14 protein-coding genes and 2 tRNA genes are annotated in these 16,526 nt (G+C 40.2%); all 16 read left to right on the top strand.

What is annotated here, in order from left to right:
- The first annotated feature begins 50 nt into the window (after positions 1–50).
- The 16 genes from ACGTNI_RS07015 to yihA all read left to right on the top strand — a co-directional run bounded on the left by ACGTNI_RS07015 (position 51) and on the right by yihA (position 16,259).
- The gene (locus tag ACGTNI_RS07015) at positions 51–2,381 is read left to right on the top strand and encodes an ATP-binding protein (protein ID WP_394461092.1); all 2,331 of its coding nucleotides are present in this window, start codon (positions 51–53) and stop codon (positions 2,379–2,381) included.
- Positions 2,378–3,031 carry a response regulator transcription factor gene (locus ACGTNI_RS07010; RefSeq protein ID WP_394461090.1) on the top strand — a complete coding sequence of 218 codons (654 nt, stop codon included), beginning with the start codon at positions 2,378–2,380 and terminating at the stop codon, positions 3,029–3,031. The genes ACGTNI_RS07015 and ACGTNI_RS07010 overlap by 4 nt, the downstream gene beginning before the upstream one ends.
- Before the next feature lie 91 nt (positions 3,032–3,122).
- Positions 3,123–3,347: a helix-turn-helix domain-containing protein gene (locus tag ACGTNI_RS07005; RefSeq protein WP_028783382.1), complete on the top strand. Its 225-nt coding sequence runs from the start codon at positions 3,123–3,125 to the stop codon at positions 3,345–3,347.
- Positions 3,348–3,669: 322 nt separating this feature from the next.
- The gene (locus tag ACGTNI_RS07000) at positions 3,670–4,131 is read left to right on the top strand and encodes a MarR family winged helix-turn-helix transcriptional regulator (RefSeq protein WP_394461087.1); all 462 of its coding nucleotides are present in this window, start codon (positions 3,670–3,672) and stop codon (positions 4,129–4,131) included.
- A gap of 30 nt (positions 4,132–4,161) precedes the next feature.
- The gene (gene racE / locus ACGTNI_RS06995; RefSeq protein ID WP_085509039.1) at positions 4,162–4,965 is read left to right on the top strand and encodes a glutamate racemase; all 804 of its coding nucleotides are present in this window, start codon (positions 4,162–4,164) and stop codon (positions 4,963–4,965) included.
- 385 nt (positions 4,966–5,350) lie between these two features.
- Positions 5,351–6,439 carry a GerMN domain-containing protein gene (locus tag ACGTNI_RS06990; protein WP_369668777.1) on the top strand — a complete coding sequence of 363 codons (1,089 nt, stop codon included), beginning with the start codon at positions 5,351–5,353 and terminating at the stop codon, positions 6,437–6,439.
- Between the two features lie 198 nt (positions 6,440–6,637).
- Positions 6,638–7,399 (top strand): ribonuclease PH, encoded by a 762-nt coding sequence (rph, locus tag ACGTNI_RS06985; RefSeq protein WP_394461084.1) that lies wholly within the window; start codon positions 6,638–6,640, stop codon positions 7,397–7,399.
- Positions 7,396–7,992 (top strand): XTP/dITP diphosphatase, encoded by a 597-nt coding sequence (locus ACGTNI_RS06980; RefSeq protein WP_394461082.1) that lies wholly within the window; start codon positions 7,396–7,398, stop codon positions 7,990–7,992. Before rph ends, ACGTNI_RS06980 begins: the two co-directional genes overlap by 4 nt.
- A 14-nt stretch (positions 7,993–8,006) precedes the next feature.
- A complete protein-coding gene (locus ACGTNI_RS06975; protein WP_394461080.1) occupies positions 8,007–8,531 on the top strand; it encodes a metallophosphoesterase in 525 nt (174 codons plus the stop codon).
- A 106-nt stretch (positions 8,532–8,637) separates the two neighbouring features.
- Positions 8,638–8,708: transfer RNA gene (locus ACGTNI_RS06970), tRNA-Gly, on the top strand.
- A gap of 40 nt (positions 8,709–8,748) precedes the next feature.
- Positions 8,749–8,825: transfer RNA gene (locus ACGTNI_RS06965), tRNA-Arg, on the top strand.
- A gap of 187 nt (positions 8,826–9,012) precedes the next feature.
- The gene (locus tag ACGTNI_RS06960; RefSeq protein WP_394461078.1) at positions 9,013–9,993 is read left to right on the top strand and encodes a hypothetical protein; all 981 of its coding nucleotides are present in this window, start codon (positions 9,013–9,015) and stop codon (positions 9,991–9,993) included.
- A 162-nt stretch (positions 9,994–10,155) separates the two neighbouring features.
- On the top strand, positions 10,156–11,442 hold the full coding sequence (tig, locus tag ACGTNI_RS06955; RefSeq protein ID WP_394461076.1) for a trigger factor: 1,287 nt from the start codon (positions 10,156–10,158) through the stop codon (positions 11,440–11,442).
- 375 nt (positions 11,443–11,817) lie between these two features.
- The gene (gene clpX / locus ACGTNI_RS06950; protein ID WP_085509033.1) at positions 11,818–13,095 is read left to right on the top strand and encodes an ATP-dependent protease ATP-binding subunit ClpX; all 1,278 of its coding nucleotides are present in this window, start codon (positions 11,818–11,820) and stop codon (positions 13,093–13,095) included.
- Between the two features lie 259 nt (positions 13,096–13,354).
- Positions 13,355–15,688, top strand: a complete 2,334-nt coding sequence (gene lon / locus ACGTNI_RS06945; RefSeq protein ID WP_394461072.1) for an endopeptidase La — start codon at positions 13,355–13,357, stop codon at positions 15,686–15,688.
- Positions 15,675–16,259, top strand: a complete 585-nt coding sequence (gene yihA, locus ACGTNI_RS06940) for a ribosome biogenesis GTP-binding protein YihA/YsxC (RefSeq protein ID WP_394461070.1) — start codon at positions 15,675–15,677, stop codon at positions 16,257–16,259. The genes lon and yihA overlap by 14 nt, the downstream gene beginning before the upstream one ends.
- Positions 16,260–16,526: the final 267 nt, after the last annotated feature.

Below are 16,526 nucleotides of genomic sequence, written 5' to 3'. Positions count from 1 at the left end.
ATTTTTAAAGTAGACTGGGGCTGGGGAAAGAATTTCAAGGGGGGAGCATCTTGGGGATAATCAATAAAAAAAATGTTGCTATAGGGTTGTTTTTCTTGTTGTCTGCCTTTTATTTGCTATATGTTTCCTTGGCTTATCCTTATATAGGAATAGAGACAGAAGAACAGTCAGGAGAAGTTAAAATAGCAGCTTTGGAAAATCAAGGCTGGGCTATTAGAAATGAACTGCCGTTAGGAAGTAAAGTTACGGCAATAAACGATAAACCTCCACTTCAGCATTATACGGTAAATCTGAACGGTGAAATTGAAAAGATCCAAACGCTTACAATCGAATATGAAGGAGAAAAAGTCCAATTTGATAATATAGAAGGATTGAGTCTTCAGCATTGGCTTTTATATATCATGATGCCTGTCCTCTTTTTTATAATTATAGTGGCTATTGCTTATACGCTATATAATCGCAAGAAGTCTCGTTATTCCTCAAATTTACTGATTTTATTCTTTATGACCATTGCCTTGGGGTTAATGACGAATAGTGGGGCTATCCGAAATGACTTATACGCTACTTTTCTTAATGTCACGCTATTTCTCTTTGCCCCTGTAATATTAATTCATTTTTTATATGCCTATTTTCATGAATTCTCGGTTAAATGGTTTTCTAAGTATATTTATTTTGTCCTGTATGTGATTGTCAGTGTTGTATCTGCAGCTGAAGCGTACTTTCTCCTAAACCTTCATTATCCATTGTTTATGGATCGGCTGCCGAACGTTTTATTATTTTTTCTGATTATTTTTTCACTTGGATTAATTTTAACTGGGTATTACAAATATAAGACCACTCCATATGGTCCGATGTTTAAGTACATCAATTTTGGTATGAGTGTAGCATTTCTGCCATATATCTTTTTTTATCTGATTCCAAGCTTAGTTCTTGGCCAGCAAATTATCCCATTGGATGTTGCTGCAATTTTTGCTTTTGCTTTGCCGATTACTTTTGTTTATATGGTAACAAGACAACGGTTGATGGATATCACCTTTGTGATGGGAAGACTTAGGTATTATACTGTCATCAGTTTTTTACCGAGCGTACTCCTTTTAGTAGTTGGCTCCTTTATGGTTGAGCAGATATTTCCGGCGATCAAACTTGCTCAGCTTTATCTATTCATTCACATTGTACTGATTTTATTTTTGATGATTAAAGAAACATTAGATTTTAGACTGCAACGGAGGCTGATTGCGGCTAAATATAGTTATCAGGATAGTATGCATCGGATGTCTCAGGACATGAAAAAAGAAACAAATGTAGTCGATTTATTGAAACGATTACGTTACGAGCTTAAAAATGTCCTGAATGTGAAAGAAGTCTATGTCTATTCAAAACATCTAAAATCCCCAACGTATTGCGTATATAGGGAAGTACCAGAACATCTGCTCAAGCATGTTACAGTGGTTTTACAAGAGTCACATTCAGAGATTGGAAAGTTAATTGAAACAGAAGAAGGCTTTGGTATTGTAGTAGGCCACTCCCTTCACAAAGTAACAATGGTCTGGTGTACGGGGAAAAAAGACTTTACGACATTGAACCGTGATGAAAAAACGTACCTACAGACAGTTGCTCACAACACAAATATCGCTCTGGAAAATTTGGCATTGATCGAAGATCTGGTAAAAGAATTAAAAGAATTAAAAAATGATGATCACAACCAGCAATATCCCACATGGCTATCTCGTCTGCTCTTCACCATTGCAGAGAATCAAAGAAAACAATTATCTATTGATATCCACGATACTGTGTTACAGGAGCAATTATATTTATATAGAAAAGTAGATGATTTGTTACAAAATCGTCCGTTTGCCAATGATTCATTGAAAGCTGAGCTTATGATGTTTAAAGAATCTCTGCTTGATAGCATTCATTTAACTAGGGAAACTTGTAATGAATTACGCCCGGCCTTCATAGAGGAGTTAGGCTTGGTTCAATCTTTGCGTAATCTCATCCAGCAATATCAATTACGTTCTAACTTTACTGTTTATTTCGATGACCAATACTTTAACGTGGAGTTAGACCAGGAAAGAATTCTTGCGATATACCGAATTGTCCAGGAGTTACTATCCAATGCTATGAAACATTCAGAAGCTAAAGTCGTTAAATTGCGTCTGTTCAATGATGGCAATCGGGTACACCTTTACTATTCAGATAATGGTATCGGGATGGATTATTCTATTCAAAAAGATTTGTTTTCTCACTTCGGTCTCTCTGGAATTGAACAGAGAGTTAATGGTCTATATGGGAAAATGAATGTAGAAACCGCACCAGGAGCAGGATTCCGTATGGAGGTAACTATTCCGCAAGTCACCGTACAGAAGGGGGTTATGATATGAACAGAGTTTTGATTGTCGACGATCATCCCGCTGTTGGAGAAGGAACAAAAGCCATGCTCGAACAAGAACAAGATATACAAGTGGATGTGATCTCTAACAGTAAAGATACAAAAAAATATATAGAGAAATATAATTATGATGTGCTCTTATTTGATTTATATATGCCGGGTTTGAATGGAGTTGAGTTAGCGAAAAAAGTCAGACAAAATTATCCGGATTTGGTTATTTTGATTTATACGGGTTTTGATTTAAGTACTCACTTTAATATGCTCGTAGAAGCTGACATTTCCGGTTTCGTAAGCAAGACTGCCAGCAAAGAAGAACTAGTCACTGTTATTCGGTGTGCTTTACGCGATGAAGTTGTTATCCCGCTTCATTTGTTTAAGCAATTGCGACGCACAGAAGCTTGCCCGAGTAATCAAATTGACTCACCGGTAGGTACGGATATTTCTTTAAATGAAAAAGAACAGTCGATTTTGCAGGAAATTGCAGCAGGGTTGACTAACCGTGAAATAGCGCAAAAGCTTCACATGTCTCAACGAAGTGTGGAGTATACTTTAACGGGAATATTCAATAAATTGAATGTCAGATCACGTACAGAGGCTCTGTTACAAGCCCAAGAATTAGGTTTAATTTCTAAATCTTCATAGAAACGGAACAGCAGTCAATCTCTCTTCATACGATATTATGACTAAATAATTCCCTCTCAGTGCAGCTCAAAGAGCAAGGAGGGGTACACATTTGAAGGAGAACGACTACAGACCAAAACAAATTTTGACGAAACGTGAAAAAGAAGTCTTTGAGCTCCTTGTCCAAGATAAAACCACAAAAGAAATAGCAAAGGAACTGTTTATATCTGAAAAGACTGTCCGCAACCATATTTCAAATGCCATGCAAAAATTGGGTGTCAAGGGGCGATCGCAAGCGGTCATTGAGCTGTTGAGGATGGGGGAATTAAAACTTTAGTTCACTTTAATTGACGGTTTAATTACTGCCGTTCCTTCAAGAATCACAAGTTTTTTGTGATTCTTTTTTTATCTCTCGGCTCTGCTCAACCCCTGTGTTGTTGTTCCATTAAAGCTCCTTTTTCTTGAAGACTCAGTTTCGAGATATGTTGTTTCCGTTACGGTAGTAACGGTTTGGAGGTACGGGAAATCACTCGCTGGCGACAAACCTATTTTTCATTTATTATTATAAGGTCATTAGCTGTTACAGATTTCTTTCTTGAAATTTTGTAAGGAAACGACGAGAATGAAGGAAAAGCTTATTCTTTGAGGAGTGCGTGTATTTGGCAAACACTGAAACCACAACAGTAATTTCTGAAATTGAAAAAGAAATGAGATACATATCGGGTATCATAAAGCAAAAAGGCCGGGAGATATTAAACCATTACCCGATAACTGCTCCACAGTTTCTGGCTTTGCAGTGGCTGCTGGAGAAAGGGGATATGACCATTGGCGAGCTCTCCTCTTGCCTAAACCTGGCGTGCAGCACCACTACCGACCTTGTTGATCGAATGGAAAAAAATAAGCTGGTGGAGCGGGTGAGGGATCCGAAAGATCGGCGAGTGGTCAGAATTCATGTATTATCGAAAGGGACAGCAATTATTCATGAAGTCATTGAAAAACGACAGGCTTATCTGGAAGGTGTTTTAAAGGATGTTCCATCAGAACAAGTTGAAACATTGAACCAGTTGTTGCACATGCTTCATGAGCAAATGCTCCATTCCGAAGGCCAAGAGACAAAGTGACCAGTCAGCATAGAATGAGGAGGAAGGAATGTGCAACGACAAGCTATTGGTGTGATTGATTCCGGTGTAGGGGGATTAACGGTTGCAAGAGAATTAATGAGGCAGCTGCCTAATGAGCAGCTGATTTATTTGGGAGACACAAAGCGCTGCCCGTATGGTCCCCGGACTCGAGAGGAAGTAATAGAATTCACGTGGCAAATGGTCAATCATCTTCTCAATAAAGATATTAAATTATTAGTGGTAGCCTGTAATACAGCTACTGCCTTTACTTTGGAAGAACTTCAAGAAAAGCTGGAAATTCCCGTTATCGGAGTCATTCAACCTGGTGCAAGAGCGGCCATCAAAGTGAGTCAAAATAAGCGGATAGGAGTGATAGGAACAGAAGGTACCATAAGCAGTCAGGCGTATACGAAAGCCCTGCATGGAATCGATAAGTCGATTGTAGTCAAAGGGCTTGCCTGCCCGGCGTTTGTTCCTATGGTGGAAGATGGCATTTTAGAAGGTGAATTAGCAGAAGAAACTGTGAAAAACTCACTTCACCCCCTAAAGGCCAATAATGGAATCGATACACTTATTTTAGGATGCACCCACTATCCATTGATCAGACATTTGATTCAACAAGAAATGGGTAAAAAAATCCAAGTCATATGCTCCGGGGAAGAAACTGCACGTGAAGTCAGTTTGATATTAGCTTATCAGAAGCTTACATTTAACGGAGATGATAAGCCGCAACATGAATTTTATACCACCGGCGACCTGGAGAAATTCGAAAAAGTTGCGAATATCTGGTTTGAGGAACCAATTGAGTATTTAAAACCTGTCATCATTGATTGATATTAAATGTTAGATACCGTTCAGCATTCTGCCTGAGCGGTATTTTTTATTGTCTAGGAAATTATAAAGCTTTCTTTTTGTGGATAACTTTTCGTGGTGGGATCCATCCAGCTCCGACGCACAGGACGTGCTAGTGCCGATGTCGCCACAGGACGTGGCGCCTTCATCGGCCAGCGCCTGCCCCTCGAGGTCTTAAGTCAATCCTCTCTGTGATTAGCAAGGCGCTTGCACTTTTGTTCTGGAATGGTAATTTAGCTGTCGCTAATGAGGAATTTTGTTGTTACAACTTTCGGGCAATCGAAGCTTTTTTAGTGAATCTTCTTTGGTCTAATTTTCCCACAAGCTCGTATACATAATAGTACAAACCATCATAGGAGGGGAAAGCATGAAAATGCGAGTTATTGGATCACTGGTAATCGGCCTGTCGACCACGCTATTATTGACAGGATGTTTTTTTGAAGGCGAGCAGTCCATAGAAAAAATGGATGCACCCCAGGATGTAGACTACGTTGATCAAACCGATGAAGCAGCTGATAAGACTACCGAAGATTCGGTTGACGATACAAATAGCGAGGCTAACGAGGAGGCAACCGGAACCTCAACTCGTCAACTTTACTTATTGGACGCCAATGGTATGGTTGTTTCTCAAACCTTGGAGTTGCCCAACATTTCTTCTAAAGAGGTAGCTACTCAATCTTTAGAATACCTCGTAAAAGGCGGTCCAGTCACTGAACTACTTCCGAACGGATTTGAAGCAGTCTTGCCTGCAGGGACAGAAATTTTAGGGTTGAACCTTAAAGAAGATGGAACTATGATCGTAGATGTATCCAAAGAGTTTGCAGAATATGCCCCGGAAGATGAGCAAAAGATTCTTCAGGCGATGACTTATACACTAACGCAATTTGAGAACGTAGAACGAATAAAGCTTTGGATCAATGGGCATGAGCAGGAAGTTATGCCTGTGAAAGGCACTCCTATCTCCTCGGGAGTCTCACGAGCGGATGGTATTAACATCTACGCAAGTGACGAGGCAGATGTGATGGATAGTAAAGCTGTGACGCTTTACTATCCTGCTCAAAATGAGAATCAGGACTTTTATTATGTACCTGTAACTACCCACTTGAATACAAGTGACAACGACTCTTATGAATCTATCGTACAAGCCCTGGTAGAAGGTCCTTCCTTTGATCTTCCATTACTGACAGCGTTTAACGAGGAAGCTGAACTGCTGGAGACAAGCTTTGAAGATGGGGTGCTGTCCCTGTCATTCAACGAAGCACTCCTATCCAATCAAGAAAAGCAATCGGTGTCGGAACATGTGATGAAGAGCCTGGTTATGACACTTACAGACCAACAAGGAGTGGAAGCTGTCGAGGTACACGTAGATGGGGTAGAACAGGTATATAGTGAAGATGGTGTCCCTTATGCAGAGCCGGTGACTATAAACGATATAACTGGTGCAGACAGTTTATAACTCTCCAAAAAGCCCCGAATTCGGGGCTTTTTGTATGCAGAAAAAGGAATAATGGACCAAATCCAATAAGCAATTCACCTGAAAATAATGCCGAACAGGGCTGGCTTTATGAATGTTTCCAGAGCTTTTTCCCAAGCTACGCTTTTCTGATAAATTGTGTTAAGATGGGCAAGGATATGGAAAAAGGAGGACGTTATAGTGAGAGCGGATGAAAGAAACACAGACCAGCTTCGACCAATTGAAATAGAAACCGAATTTGTCATGCACCCGGAAGGGTCTGTATTAATAAGTGTAGGAAACACAAAGGTAATATGTAATGCAAGTGTGGAAGATCGTGTCCCCCCTTTTATGCGTGGGCAAGGTAAAGGGTGGATTACGGCAGAATATGCGATGCTCCCGCGAGCTACGGATCAAAGGAATATCCGTGAATCCTCTAAAGGGAAGGTTTCAGGAAGAACAATGGAAATCCAGCGTTTGATCGGTAGAGCATTAAGAGCAGTGGTCGACCTCGATAAAATTGGGGAACGTACGGTGTGGGTTGATTGTGATGTCATCCAGGCAGATGGAGGTACCAGGACTGCATCGATTACCGGTGCCTTTGTAGCAGTGGTCCTTGCTTTTGGCAAATTACTGGATAAAAAGGTTCTGAAAGAGATGCCGATCAAAGACTACTTAGCAGCAATATCTGTCGGGGTGCTTCCAGACGGCACAGAAATTCTGGATCTGTGTTATGAAGAAGACAGTAAGGCGCATGTGGACATGAATGTGGTCATGACTGGTAATGGAGAGTTTGTTGAACTGCAGGGGACTGGAGAAGAAGCGACATTTTCTGTGTCTGAACTTCAAAAAATGCTGGAACTGGCTCAAACAGGAATGGAGCGAATTTTCAGTATTCAAAAAGATGCGATTGGCTCCTATGCAGATCAGGTAGACAAAGCAGTAGCAAGTGATAAAAAATGAAAGAACTAATTGTTGCTACTAAAAACAATGGAAAAGTGAAAGAGTTCAGAGAAATGTTCAAGAAATATGGAATTGAGCTTAAATCATTGCACGATTTAACTGATTGGTCAGGAGATATCGTAGAAAGCGGAACTACCTTCGAAGAGAATGCTCTCATTAAAGCTGAGGAAATTTCAAAAGCTTACGATGTACCTGTACTGGCAGATGATTCCGGTTTGGAAGTGGACGCTTTGCAGGGAAGACCTGGTGTATATTCTGCTCGCTATGCTGGTGAAGAGAAAAATGACCAGAAGAATCTTGAAAAAGTGTTGAGGGAATTAGAAGAGACAGGCGACTCAGAGCGAACTGCCCGTTTTGTATGCTGCATCGCAATCATTCAACCCGGTAAACAAGCAATCATCAAAAGAGGAACTTGCGAAGGAAAAATCTCAAAAACACCTGAAGGAAGTCATGGTTTTGGTTATGATCCTATATTTGTGCCGGATGGTTATGATCAAACGATGGCTCAACTTACAGCTGATGAAAAAAATGCTATTAGTCATCGCAGGAATGCAATTGATAAAGTGGAGGAATGGCTGAAAGAACTTGTCTGAAAGGAGAGGATCCTATGCCAAGTGTATTAATTATAAGTGACAGCCACGGATTGACTGATGAAGTAAAAGAAATTAAAGAAATATATGAACCTCAGGTAGATGGTATGATACATTGCGGGGATTCAGAACTTAACCTTCATGATAAAGAGCTGGAGGGGTTTTATTACGCAAAAGGCAATGTCGACTTTGACTCTGAAATGGAAGAGGAGCAAGCGTTTACGATTGAGGGAGTTACCTTTTTCGTAACCCATGGCCATCTGTTTAATATTAAATCTACTTTGATGCCACTGAATTATCGTGCCGAAGAATTGGGAGCAGATGTAGTATGTTTTGGCCACTCTCATATGGCTGGAGCAGAAAAAGTGGAAAACCGGTTGTTTATTAACCCTGGGAGCTGCAGACAGCCAAGGGATCATCGGGAGCCAACTTATGCGATTTTGAACTGGAATGATAAACGAGTGTTTCAGCTGCAATATTATAATATGAAACACAAGCCTATCGACTTAAAGTTCGAAACAACACTGCGGTCAGAGGCCTAGTACTCTGACCCATTTAGGTGTTGACAAAGTAATAGAGAGTTAATATAATAAGTCTTGTCTCTTAAAGAGAGTACATAACAAAGAGAACAAATTAATCTCATAACACGCGGGTGTAGTTTAGTGGTAAAACCTCAGCCTTCCAAGCTGATGATGTGGGTTCGATTCCCATCACCCGCTCTTTTCTAAAGCATAATTATCATTAATTTTTAATTAATATGTCCCAGTAGCTCAGCAGGATAGAGCAACAGCCTTCTAAGCTGTGGGTCGGGAGTTCGAATCTCTCCTGGGACGCCATTTTTTGTGAACAGCGTTGGGTAAACCCAAGGCTTTTTTTATTTGGTTAATAATTAAGGATCCACTACTGTGCGTTAAATAACTGTCTTCTTGAATTTTTTAAAATAAATGTTTGTTTTACTTGAAGTCGGGAAAAGATAGAAAGATAATAGAGAATAATACATAGAGCGATTAGGAAGGGTGTCCTATGAAGAAGAAAAAAGGGAATATTGTCATGTTCCCCAAATGGAAGACCAGGCTGGAGAATGAGGGGTTAAAGGCCATACAGGAAAAACGGTATGAAGAAGCCTTGAAAACATTTGAGCCTCTGTTCGAACACGATGTCGCATCACATGATGTAGTTACAGGCAAGTTAGTAAGTTTAATGGAGCTTGGGAAATATGAAGCTGCTGAAGAACTATGCGAATATCTTATGAAACATGACCAGGAAAATTATTATCAGTACTTACATATTTATTTGACTATTCTATTTCAAACGAGCCGATATGAAGAGTTAGTAGGGCTGTTGGATGAAATATTTCAAGAAGAAGATATGCCACAAAAAATGCGGACCCAGTTTTGGCAGCTATATGAAGTTAGCAGAAAGCTGGTAAAAGAAGATGATGAGCAGCAGAACAATAAGCTAATAGATGAATTCTTTGAAGGTTTGAGTAATGAAGACATACATATGCAATGGCGATCAATAATTAAGCTGCGTAAGTTAAGTGCAGCTCCTTATATCCAACCGTTTACTGAACTTCTTAAATCCAAAGAAGTACATCCTATAATCAAAACAGGAATCATTCAATGGTTTCAGGAGCATCAGGTTGATATTAATTTAGAGATTTCCAAGTTTGGACTGACGGAGAGAGTAAATCCAGCCCAATTGAAGGAACTGCACTCAGATTATGTCATGCAACAATTAAAAATGAGGTTGGGCGATATGGAACAAAAGAATCCTACCATGTATGATATTGTACAGAACCTTCTTTATCGGTATTTGTTCGTACGCTACCCTTTATTTCCAACCGAGGAGGAAGCGCCTCAGATAGTAGCAGCTTTGAGGCAGTTGGGGCATGAGTATTTACAGCTGCCTGTCCCAGAGATGGAAAATGAAGAAGAAGTTGAAAACTATAAACAAGAGATTCTCTTGTGCGAGCAGCATTACACCCTTATTATGGAAGAGTAATGACGAAAATCCTCCCCGGATAGGATACATATGTTGAAAGGTGTTTCTTTTATGTTATAATGTAGTGGTTGCAAATTTAGATTCGTATGTAAATAGAATCAGAGAACATGAAGGAAATCGCCCAAGGCGAAAGGAAATCATAGATGTTGGAGGGAATTTTTTATGTCAGCAAAATGGGAAAAAAAAGAAGGTAACCAAGGGGTCCTTACAGTAGAAGTCCCAGCCGAAGAATTTGATCGTGCGTTAGATCAAGCGTTCAAGAAAGTAGTCAAACAAGTTCAAGTGCCAGGATTCCGAAAAGGGAAAATGCCACGTAAACTATTTGAACAACGCTTTGGTGTAGAATCACTGTATCAAGATGCTTTGGATATTGTTCTTCCGGAAGCTTACATGAACGCAGTACAAGAAACTGAAATCGAGCCTGTTGATCGCCCGGAAGTAGATGTTCAGGAAATCGAAAAAGGTAAAGGTGTTACATTTACTGCTGAAGTTACTGTAAAGCCAGAAGTAGAACTTGGCGAATACAAAGGACTTGAAGTGGAAGAAATGAATACGGAAGTAACAGATGAAGATGTTGATAATGAGTTAAAAACATTACAAGAAAAACAAGCTGAACTAGTTGTCAAAGAAGATGCAGAAGTTGAAGAAGGCGACACTGTAGTTATGGATTTCGAAGGCTTTGTTGATGGTGAAGCTTTCGAAGGCGGCCAGGCAGATAACTACTCCCTTGAAATTGGTTCTGGCAGCTTCATTCCCGGATTTGAAGAACAATTGCAAGGTAAAAAAGCAGGAGAAGAAGTCGATGTGGTAGTGACTTTCCCTGAGGAATACCATGCTGAAGAGCTTGCTGGTAAAGAAGCGACTTTCAAGGTTACAATTCATGAAGTTAAAGGGAAAGAACTTCCAGAACTTGATGATGAATTCGCAAAAGATGTGGATGAAGAAGTTGAATCCCTGGATGAGTTGAAAAAGAAAACTCGTGAACGCCTGGAAGAACAGAAGAAGACAGACGCAGAAAATAACAAAAAAGATTCCCTAGTGCAACAGGCGTCTGAAAATGCCAGCGTGGAAATTCCATCTGCAATGGTAGATACTGAGCTTGATCGTATGATCCAGGAGTTCGAGCAACGACTACAAATGCAAGGCATGACGAAAGACATGTACTTCCAATTTACAGGTTCTGATGAAGATGGTCTTCGTGAACAAATGAAAGAGGACGCTGAAAAGCGTGTCAAAACAAACTTGACACTAGAAGCCATCGCTAATGCAGAAAATATTGAAGTTACTGATGAGGATGTCAATTCTGAGTTGGAAAAAATGGCTTCTATGTATCAAACAGATGTCGCTAACCTTACACAAATGCTTGGCGGAAACACTGATATGATCAAAGAAGATTTGAAAGTCCGCAAGGCAATTGATGTTCTGGATGAGAATAGTAAAACGAAATAATTTTGAATTAAAACAAGGCGCGGAAAACGTGCCTTGTTTTCTCATATAAATGTATATATTGCTTTACTCAAAGATAGACTAGTGATGAAGGGGAAAGATAAATAAACGTTGTGTATACATATGATTTAAATAACCATGTTAACGCTGTAATCAGTGCTGTTTTTTGTCGATAATCCGTTTATTCTATTGTTTGACTTATCACTTACAAATCTACATAATGAGGTTGACGAATGTAACTATAAAATAGGTCGTCAATTAGTGTTTTGCTTTGTCTGCCAACTTATATTTGTTATGATAGGCTAAAGAAACTTTGCAATTGGTGAGACCGAATTTGAGTATAGATTTTTTGGCTGAAATAAATAAGGGGTGAATTGGATGTTTAAATTTAATGATGAAAAAGGACAATTGAAGTGTTCATTCTGTGGGAAAAGCCAAGAACAGGTTCGTAAACTTGTCGCTGGCCCAGGAGTTTATATATGTGATGAATGTATCGAATTATGCACGGAAATAGTGGAAGAAGAATTAGGAAATGAAGAAGAAGTAGAATTTAAAGAGGTCCCTAAGCCTCAGGAGATCCGTGAAATATTAAATGATTATGTAATCGGTCAGGATCAGGCAAAGAAGAATTTGTCAGTCGCCGTTTATAACCATTATAAGCGTGTAAATGCATCGCCTAAAAATGATGATGTGGAATTAGCGAAAAGTAATATTTGTATGATTGGACCGACAGGCAGCGGTAAGACATTACTGGCACAAACATTAGCACGTATCCTGAATGTTCCGTTTGCCATTGCTGATGCAACTTCCTTAACAGAGGCGGGGTACGTCGGGGAGGATGTAGAGAACATCCTTCTAAAATTGATACAGGCTGCTGATTATGATGTAGAAAAAGCTGAAAAAGGGATCATTTATATTGATGAAATTGATAAGGTAGCCCGTAAGTCAGAAAATCCTTCCATCACACGTGATGTTTCTGGTGAAGGTGTACAGCAGGCATTGCTTAAGATTCTGGAAGGTACAACAGCGAGTGTGCCTCCTCAGGGCGGCAGAAAGCATCCGCATCAGGAATTCATACAAATTGATACAACCAACGTGTTGTTCATTGTAGGAGGAGCTTTTGACGGTATTGATCAAATCATCAAACGCCGTCTAGGCAAGAAAGTAATCGGCTTCGGTTCTGAAGATACGAATGAAGAGCTGGATAAAGGTCAGCTGCTATCAAAAATTCTGCCGGAAGACCTTCTTCGTTATGGATTAATTCCAGAATTTATCGGTCGTCTGCCGGTAATCGGAAGTCTGCTTCCACTGGATGAAGACGCATTAGTTGAAATACTGACACAGCCAAAGAATGCTCTGGTTAAACAGTACCAAAAGCTTCTGCAAATTGATGACGTCGAGTTGGAATTTGAGGATGAAGCGCTCAGGGAAATTGCCAGAAAAGCAATTGAAAGAAAAACTGGTGCCAGGGGTCTTCGCTCCATTATTGAAAATATCATGTTAGATGTTATGTACGAATTGCCTTCCCGTGATGATATTGAAAAATGTATCATTACGAAAGAAACAGTCTTGAATGAAGATGGGAAGCCGAAGTTAGTTCTGACTGACGGTACTGTTCAAGATGAGAATAAAGAATCACCAAAAGAAAGTGCTTAAGACTGAGTGAATTTCCACAAAGCGAATGAGCTGAGGATCCAGGCCGCGCTGCAAACAGACTGTAGCGCGGCCTTCCTTTCATTCCTTCCTTTTTTAGGGGTCACTATGGACTTAAGGAAGGCAAGGATTAAATGTACTACATAGGTAACACTAAACTCAGTATGGCATCACCCGAAAGACATCGATCATTTTACATGAAACGTACTATTTAATAGGATGAAAGTACGGAACAGCTAATCCATTTGGAGGTGCGCACATAATGACAGTAAATCAAAGAAAACAGATTCCCCTCCTGCCCTTAAGAGGGCTGCTCGTCTATCCTTCAATGGTCCTGCATCTGGATGTTGGACGAGATAAATCAGTTAAAGCTTTAGAACAAGCGATGATGAAAGATAATGAAATATTTTTAGCTTCGCAAAAAGAAATGAATATTGATGACCCATCCCAGGAAGATATTTATCAATTTGGAACCATCGCCAAAGTGAAACAGATGGTCAAACTTCCTAATGGAACCAATCGGGTTCTTGTAGAGGGGTTAGTACGCGCTGAAATAAGTGATTTCTCGGATGATGAAGAATATTTCATGGTTGAAGTAGAGAAGTATGAAGATGAGCACGATAACAGAAATGAGGAAGAAGCGCTCATGCGCACACTTCTGCAACATTTCGAACAATATATCAAAATTTCTAAAAAGATCAGTAAAGAAACCCTGGATACGGTGGCAGACATCGATGAACCTGGCCATCTGGCTGACATGGTAGCTTCTCACTTACCTTTGAAATTAAAGGAAAAACAAGCGGTCCTTGAAACAGTCGATGTTAAGAAGCGACTTCAGCATCTAATAGAACAGATCAGTAATGAAAAAGAAGTCCTCCAGATAGAGAAGAAGATTGGCCAGCGGGTTAAACGTTCCATGGAAAAAACACAAAAAGAATATTATTTGCGTGAACAAATGAAAGCCATCCAAAGTGAACTTGGTGATAAAGATGGAAAAAGCGGAGATGTGGCAGAGCTCCGTGAAAAGATTCAAGATGCAAATATGCCGGAACGAGTAGAAGATATAGCCTTCAAGGAATTGGGACGATATGAAAAAGTGCCTCAGAGTTCTGCGGAAAGTTCAGTAATCCGCAATTATATTGAGTGGCTTGTTTCTCTTCCGTGGAATACGGAGACAGAAGATAATTTGGAAATCCACAATGCTCAATGTATTCTGGATGAAGATCATTATGGACTCGAAAAAGTTAAAGAGCGTGTATTAGAATACTTAGCTGTACAGCAATTGACTCAATCGATTAAGGGGCCGATTCTTTGCTTAGTAGGACCACCAGGGGTAGGTAAAACTTCCCTGGCTAAATCAATTGCACGAGCAGTAAACCGAAATTTTGTCCGTGTTTCCTTAGGTGGAATCCGTGATGATGCTGAAATACGCGGCCATAGGCGTACGTATATTGGAGCAATGCCCGGCAGGATCATCCAGGGAATGAAACGTGCAGAATCAATCAATCCGGTCTTTCTGCTGGATGAAATCGATAAAATGGCAAGTGATTTTCGCGGGGACCCATCTGCAGCGATGCTGGAAGTGTTGGATCCCGAACAGAATAACACCTTCAGTGATCATTTTATTGAAGAAAGCTATGACTTATCCAAGGTCATGTTCGTTGCCACTGCCAACAATATGAGTGCTATACCTGGTCCATTACTGGACAGGATGGAAGTAATAACAATTGCCGGCTACACGGAAGTAGAAAAGCTTCATATCGCAAAGGAACACCTATTACCGAAGCAGATTAAAGAAAACGGTTTGACAAAAGGACAGGTACAATTCCGTGAAGAAGCATTATTGAAATTGATCAGGACTTATACTCGTGAAGCGGGAGTCCGTAACCTGGAACGAGAGCTTGCATCTATTTGTCGTAAATCTGCCAAAATTATTGTGGCAGGTGAAAAGAAGCGGGTAGTGGTTACGGAAAAACTTCTGGAAGAGCTGCTTGGACGGCCAAAATACCGATATGGACAGGCAGAGGAGGAAGACCAGGTAGGAACTGCTACAGGACTTGCCTACACATCTGCCGGGGGAGATACGTTGTCTATCGAAGTATCTATCTATCCAGGGAAAGGGAAATTGACCTTGACGGGTAAGCTTGGAGATGTCATGAAAGAGTCTGCACAGGCCGCATTCAGTTACATCCGGTCCCGAGCAGAAGAGTTAAAAATCGATGTAGATTTTGTAGAGAAAAATGATATTCATATTCATGTTCCTGAAGGTGCGACACCGAAGGATGGACCATCTGCAGGGATAACCATGGCTACGGCTCTCGTTTCTGCATTGACGGGAAGACCAGTAAGAAAAGAAGTAGGAATGACCGGGGAAATAACGCTTCGTGGCCGTGTCTTACCGATCGGAGGACTAAAGGAAAAATCTCTGAGTGCTCATCGTGCTGGCCTCCGAAAAATCATCATACCAGCAGATAATGAGAAAGATCTGGAAGACATTCCGGAAAGTGTACGTAATGACTTAGAATATGTGCCTGTTAAACACTTGGATGAAGTGCTGGAGCATGCATTGTTGGGGGATAATAATGAAAGTAAATGATGCCGAATTAGTCATCAGTGCCGTAAGTAAAAAGCAATATCCTGCTGATTATTTGCCGGAAATTGCGTTAGCTGGCCGGTCGAATGTCGGGAAGTCTTCATTCATCAATAAGATGATACAGCGGAAAAGCCTTGCTCGTACCTCCTCTAAGCCAGGAAAGACCCAGACATTGAATTTTTATAAAATCAATGAAAAGTTCTATTTTGTAGATGTACCAGGCTACGGATATGCGAAAGTTTCCAAAAAAGAACGTAAAAAATGGGGAGACATGATGGAGGAGTACTTCGCAGAAAGGGACAACTTACGGGCTACTGCACTGATCATCGATATACGTCATAAGCCGACGGAAGACGATATCATGATGTATGATTATCTGAAGTATTTTGAATTGCCTGTCCTGATTATTGCAACCAAGCTTGATAAGATACCTAAAGGGAAACGGGACAAGCATGTCAAAATTGTAAGAGAGACCTTAGAAATAGAAGACGAAGATGTGGTCATTCCATTCTCATCTGAGACTGGGGAAGGAAAAGACAAAGCCTGGAAAGCGATGCTGGCCCATTTGAACTAATAAAGATAAAAGGTACCCGATCTGCCTATTAGGCATTCGGGTATTTTTTGGATAAACCTTAACTTTGTTAATAGCTAAAGAGAAAAAAATTCAATTTTTCATGCATGCGATTGAGGTCCACTTGGCCTTTTACCTACATAAAGCAAGCATTTAGTGGAAATACTATGAAAAATTGCCTAATATGCTGATCTTCCAAGCCTAAGCATACTTGGTTCTATATAATGGCATAATTTAAATTTTGAGAAAAGTCTGACCGCTTGTTATGAT

Source organism: Thalassobacillus sp. B23F22_16, from assembly GCF_043496955.1.
Taxonomy (GTDB): Bacteria; Bacillota; Bacilli; order Bacillales; family Halobacillaceae; genus Thalassobacillus; species Thalassobacillus devorans_A.
Note: the sequence above shows the minus strand (reverse complement) of the source record. Positions and strands in the feature narration are given on the sequence as shown.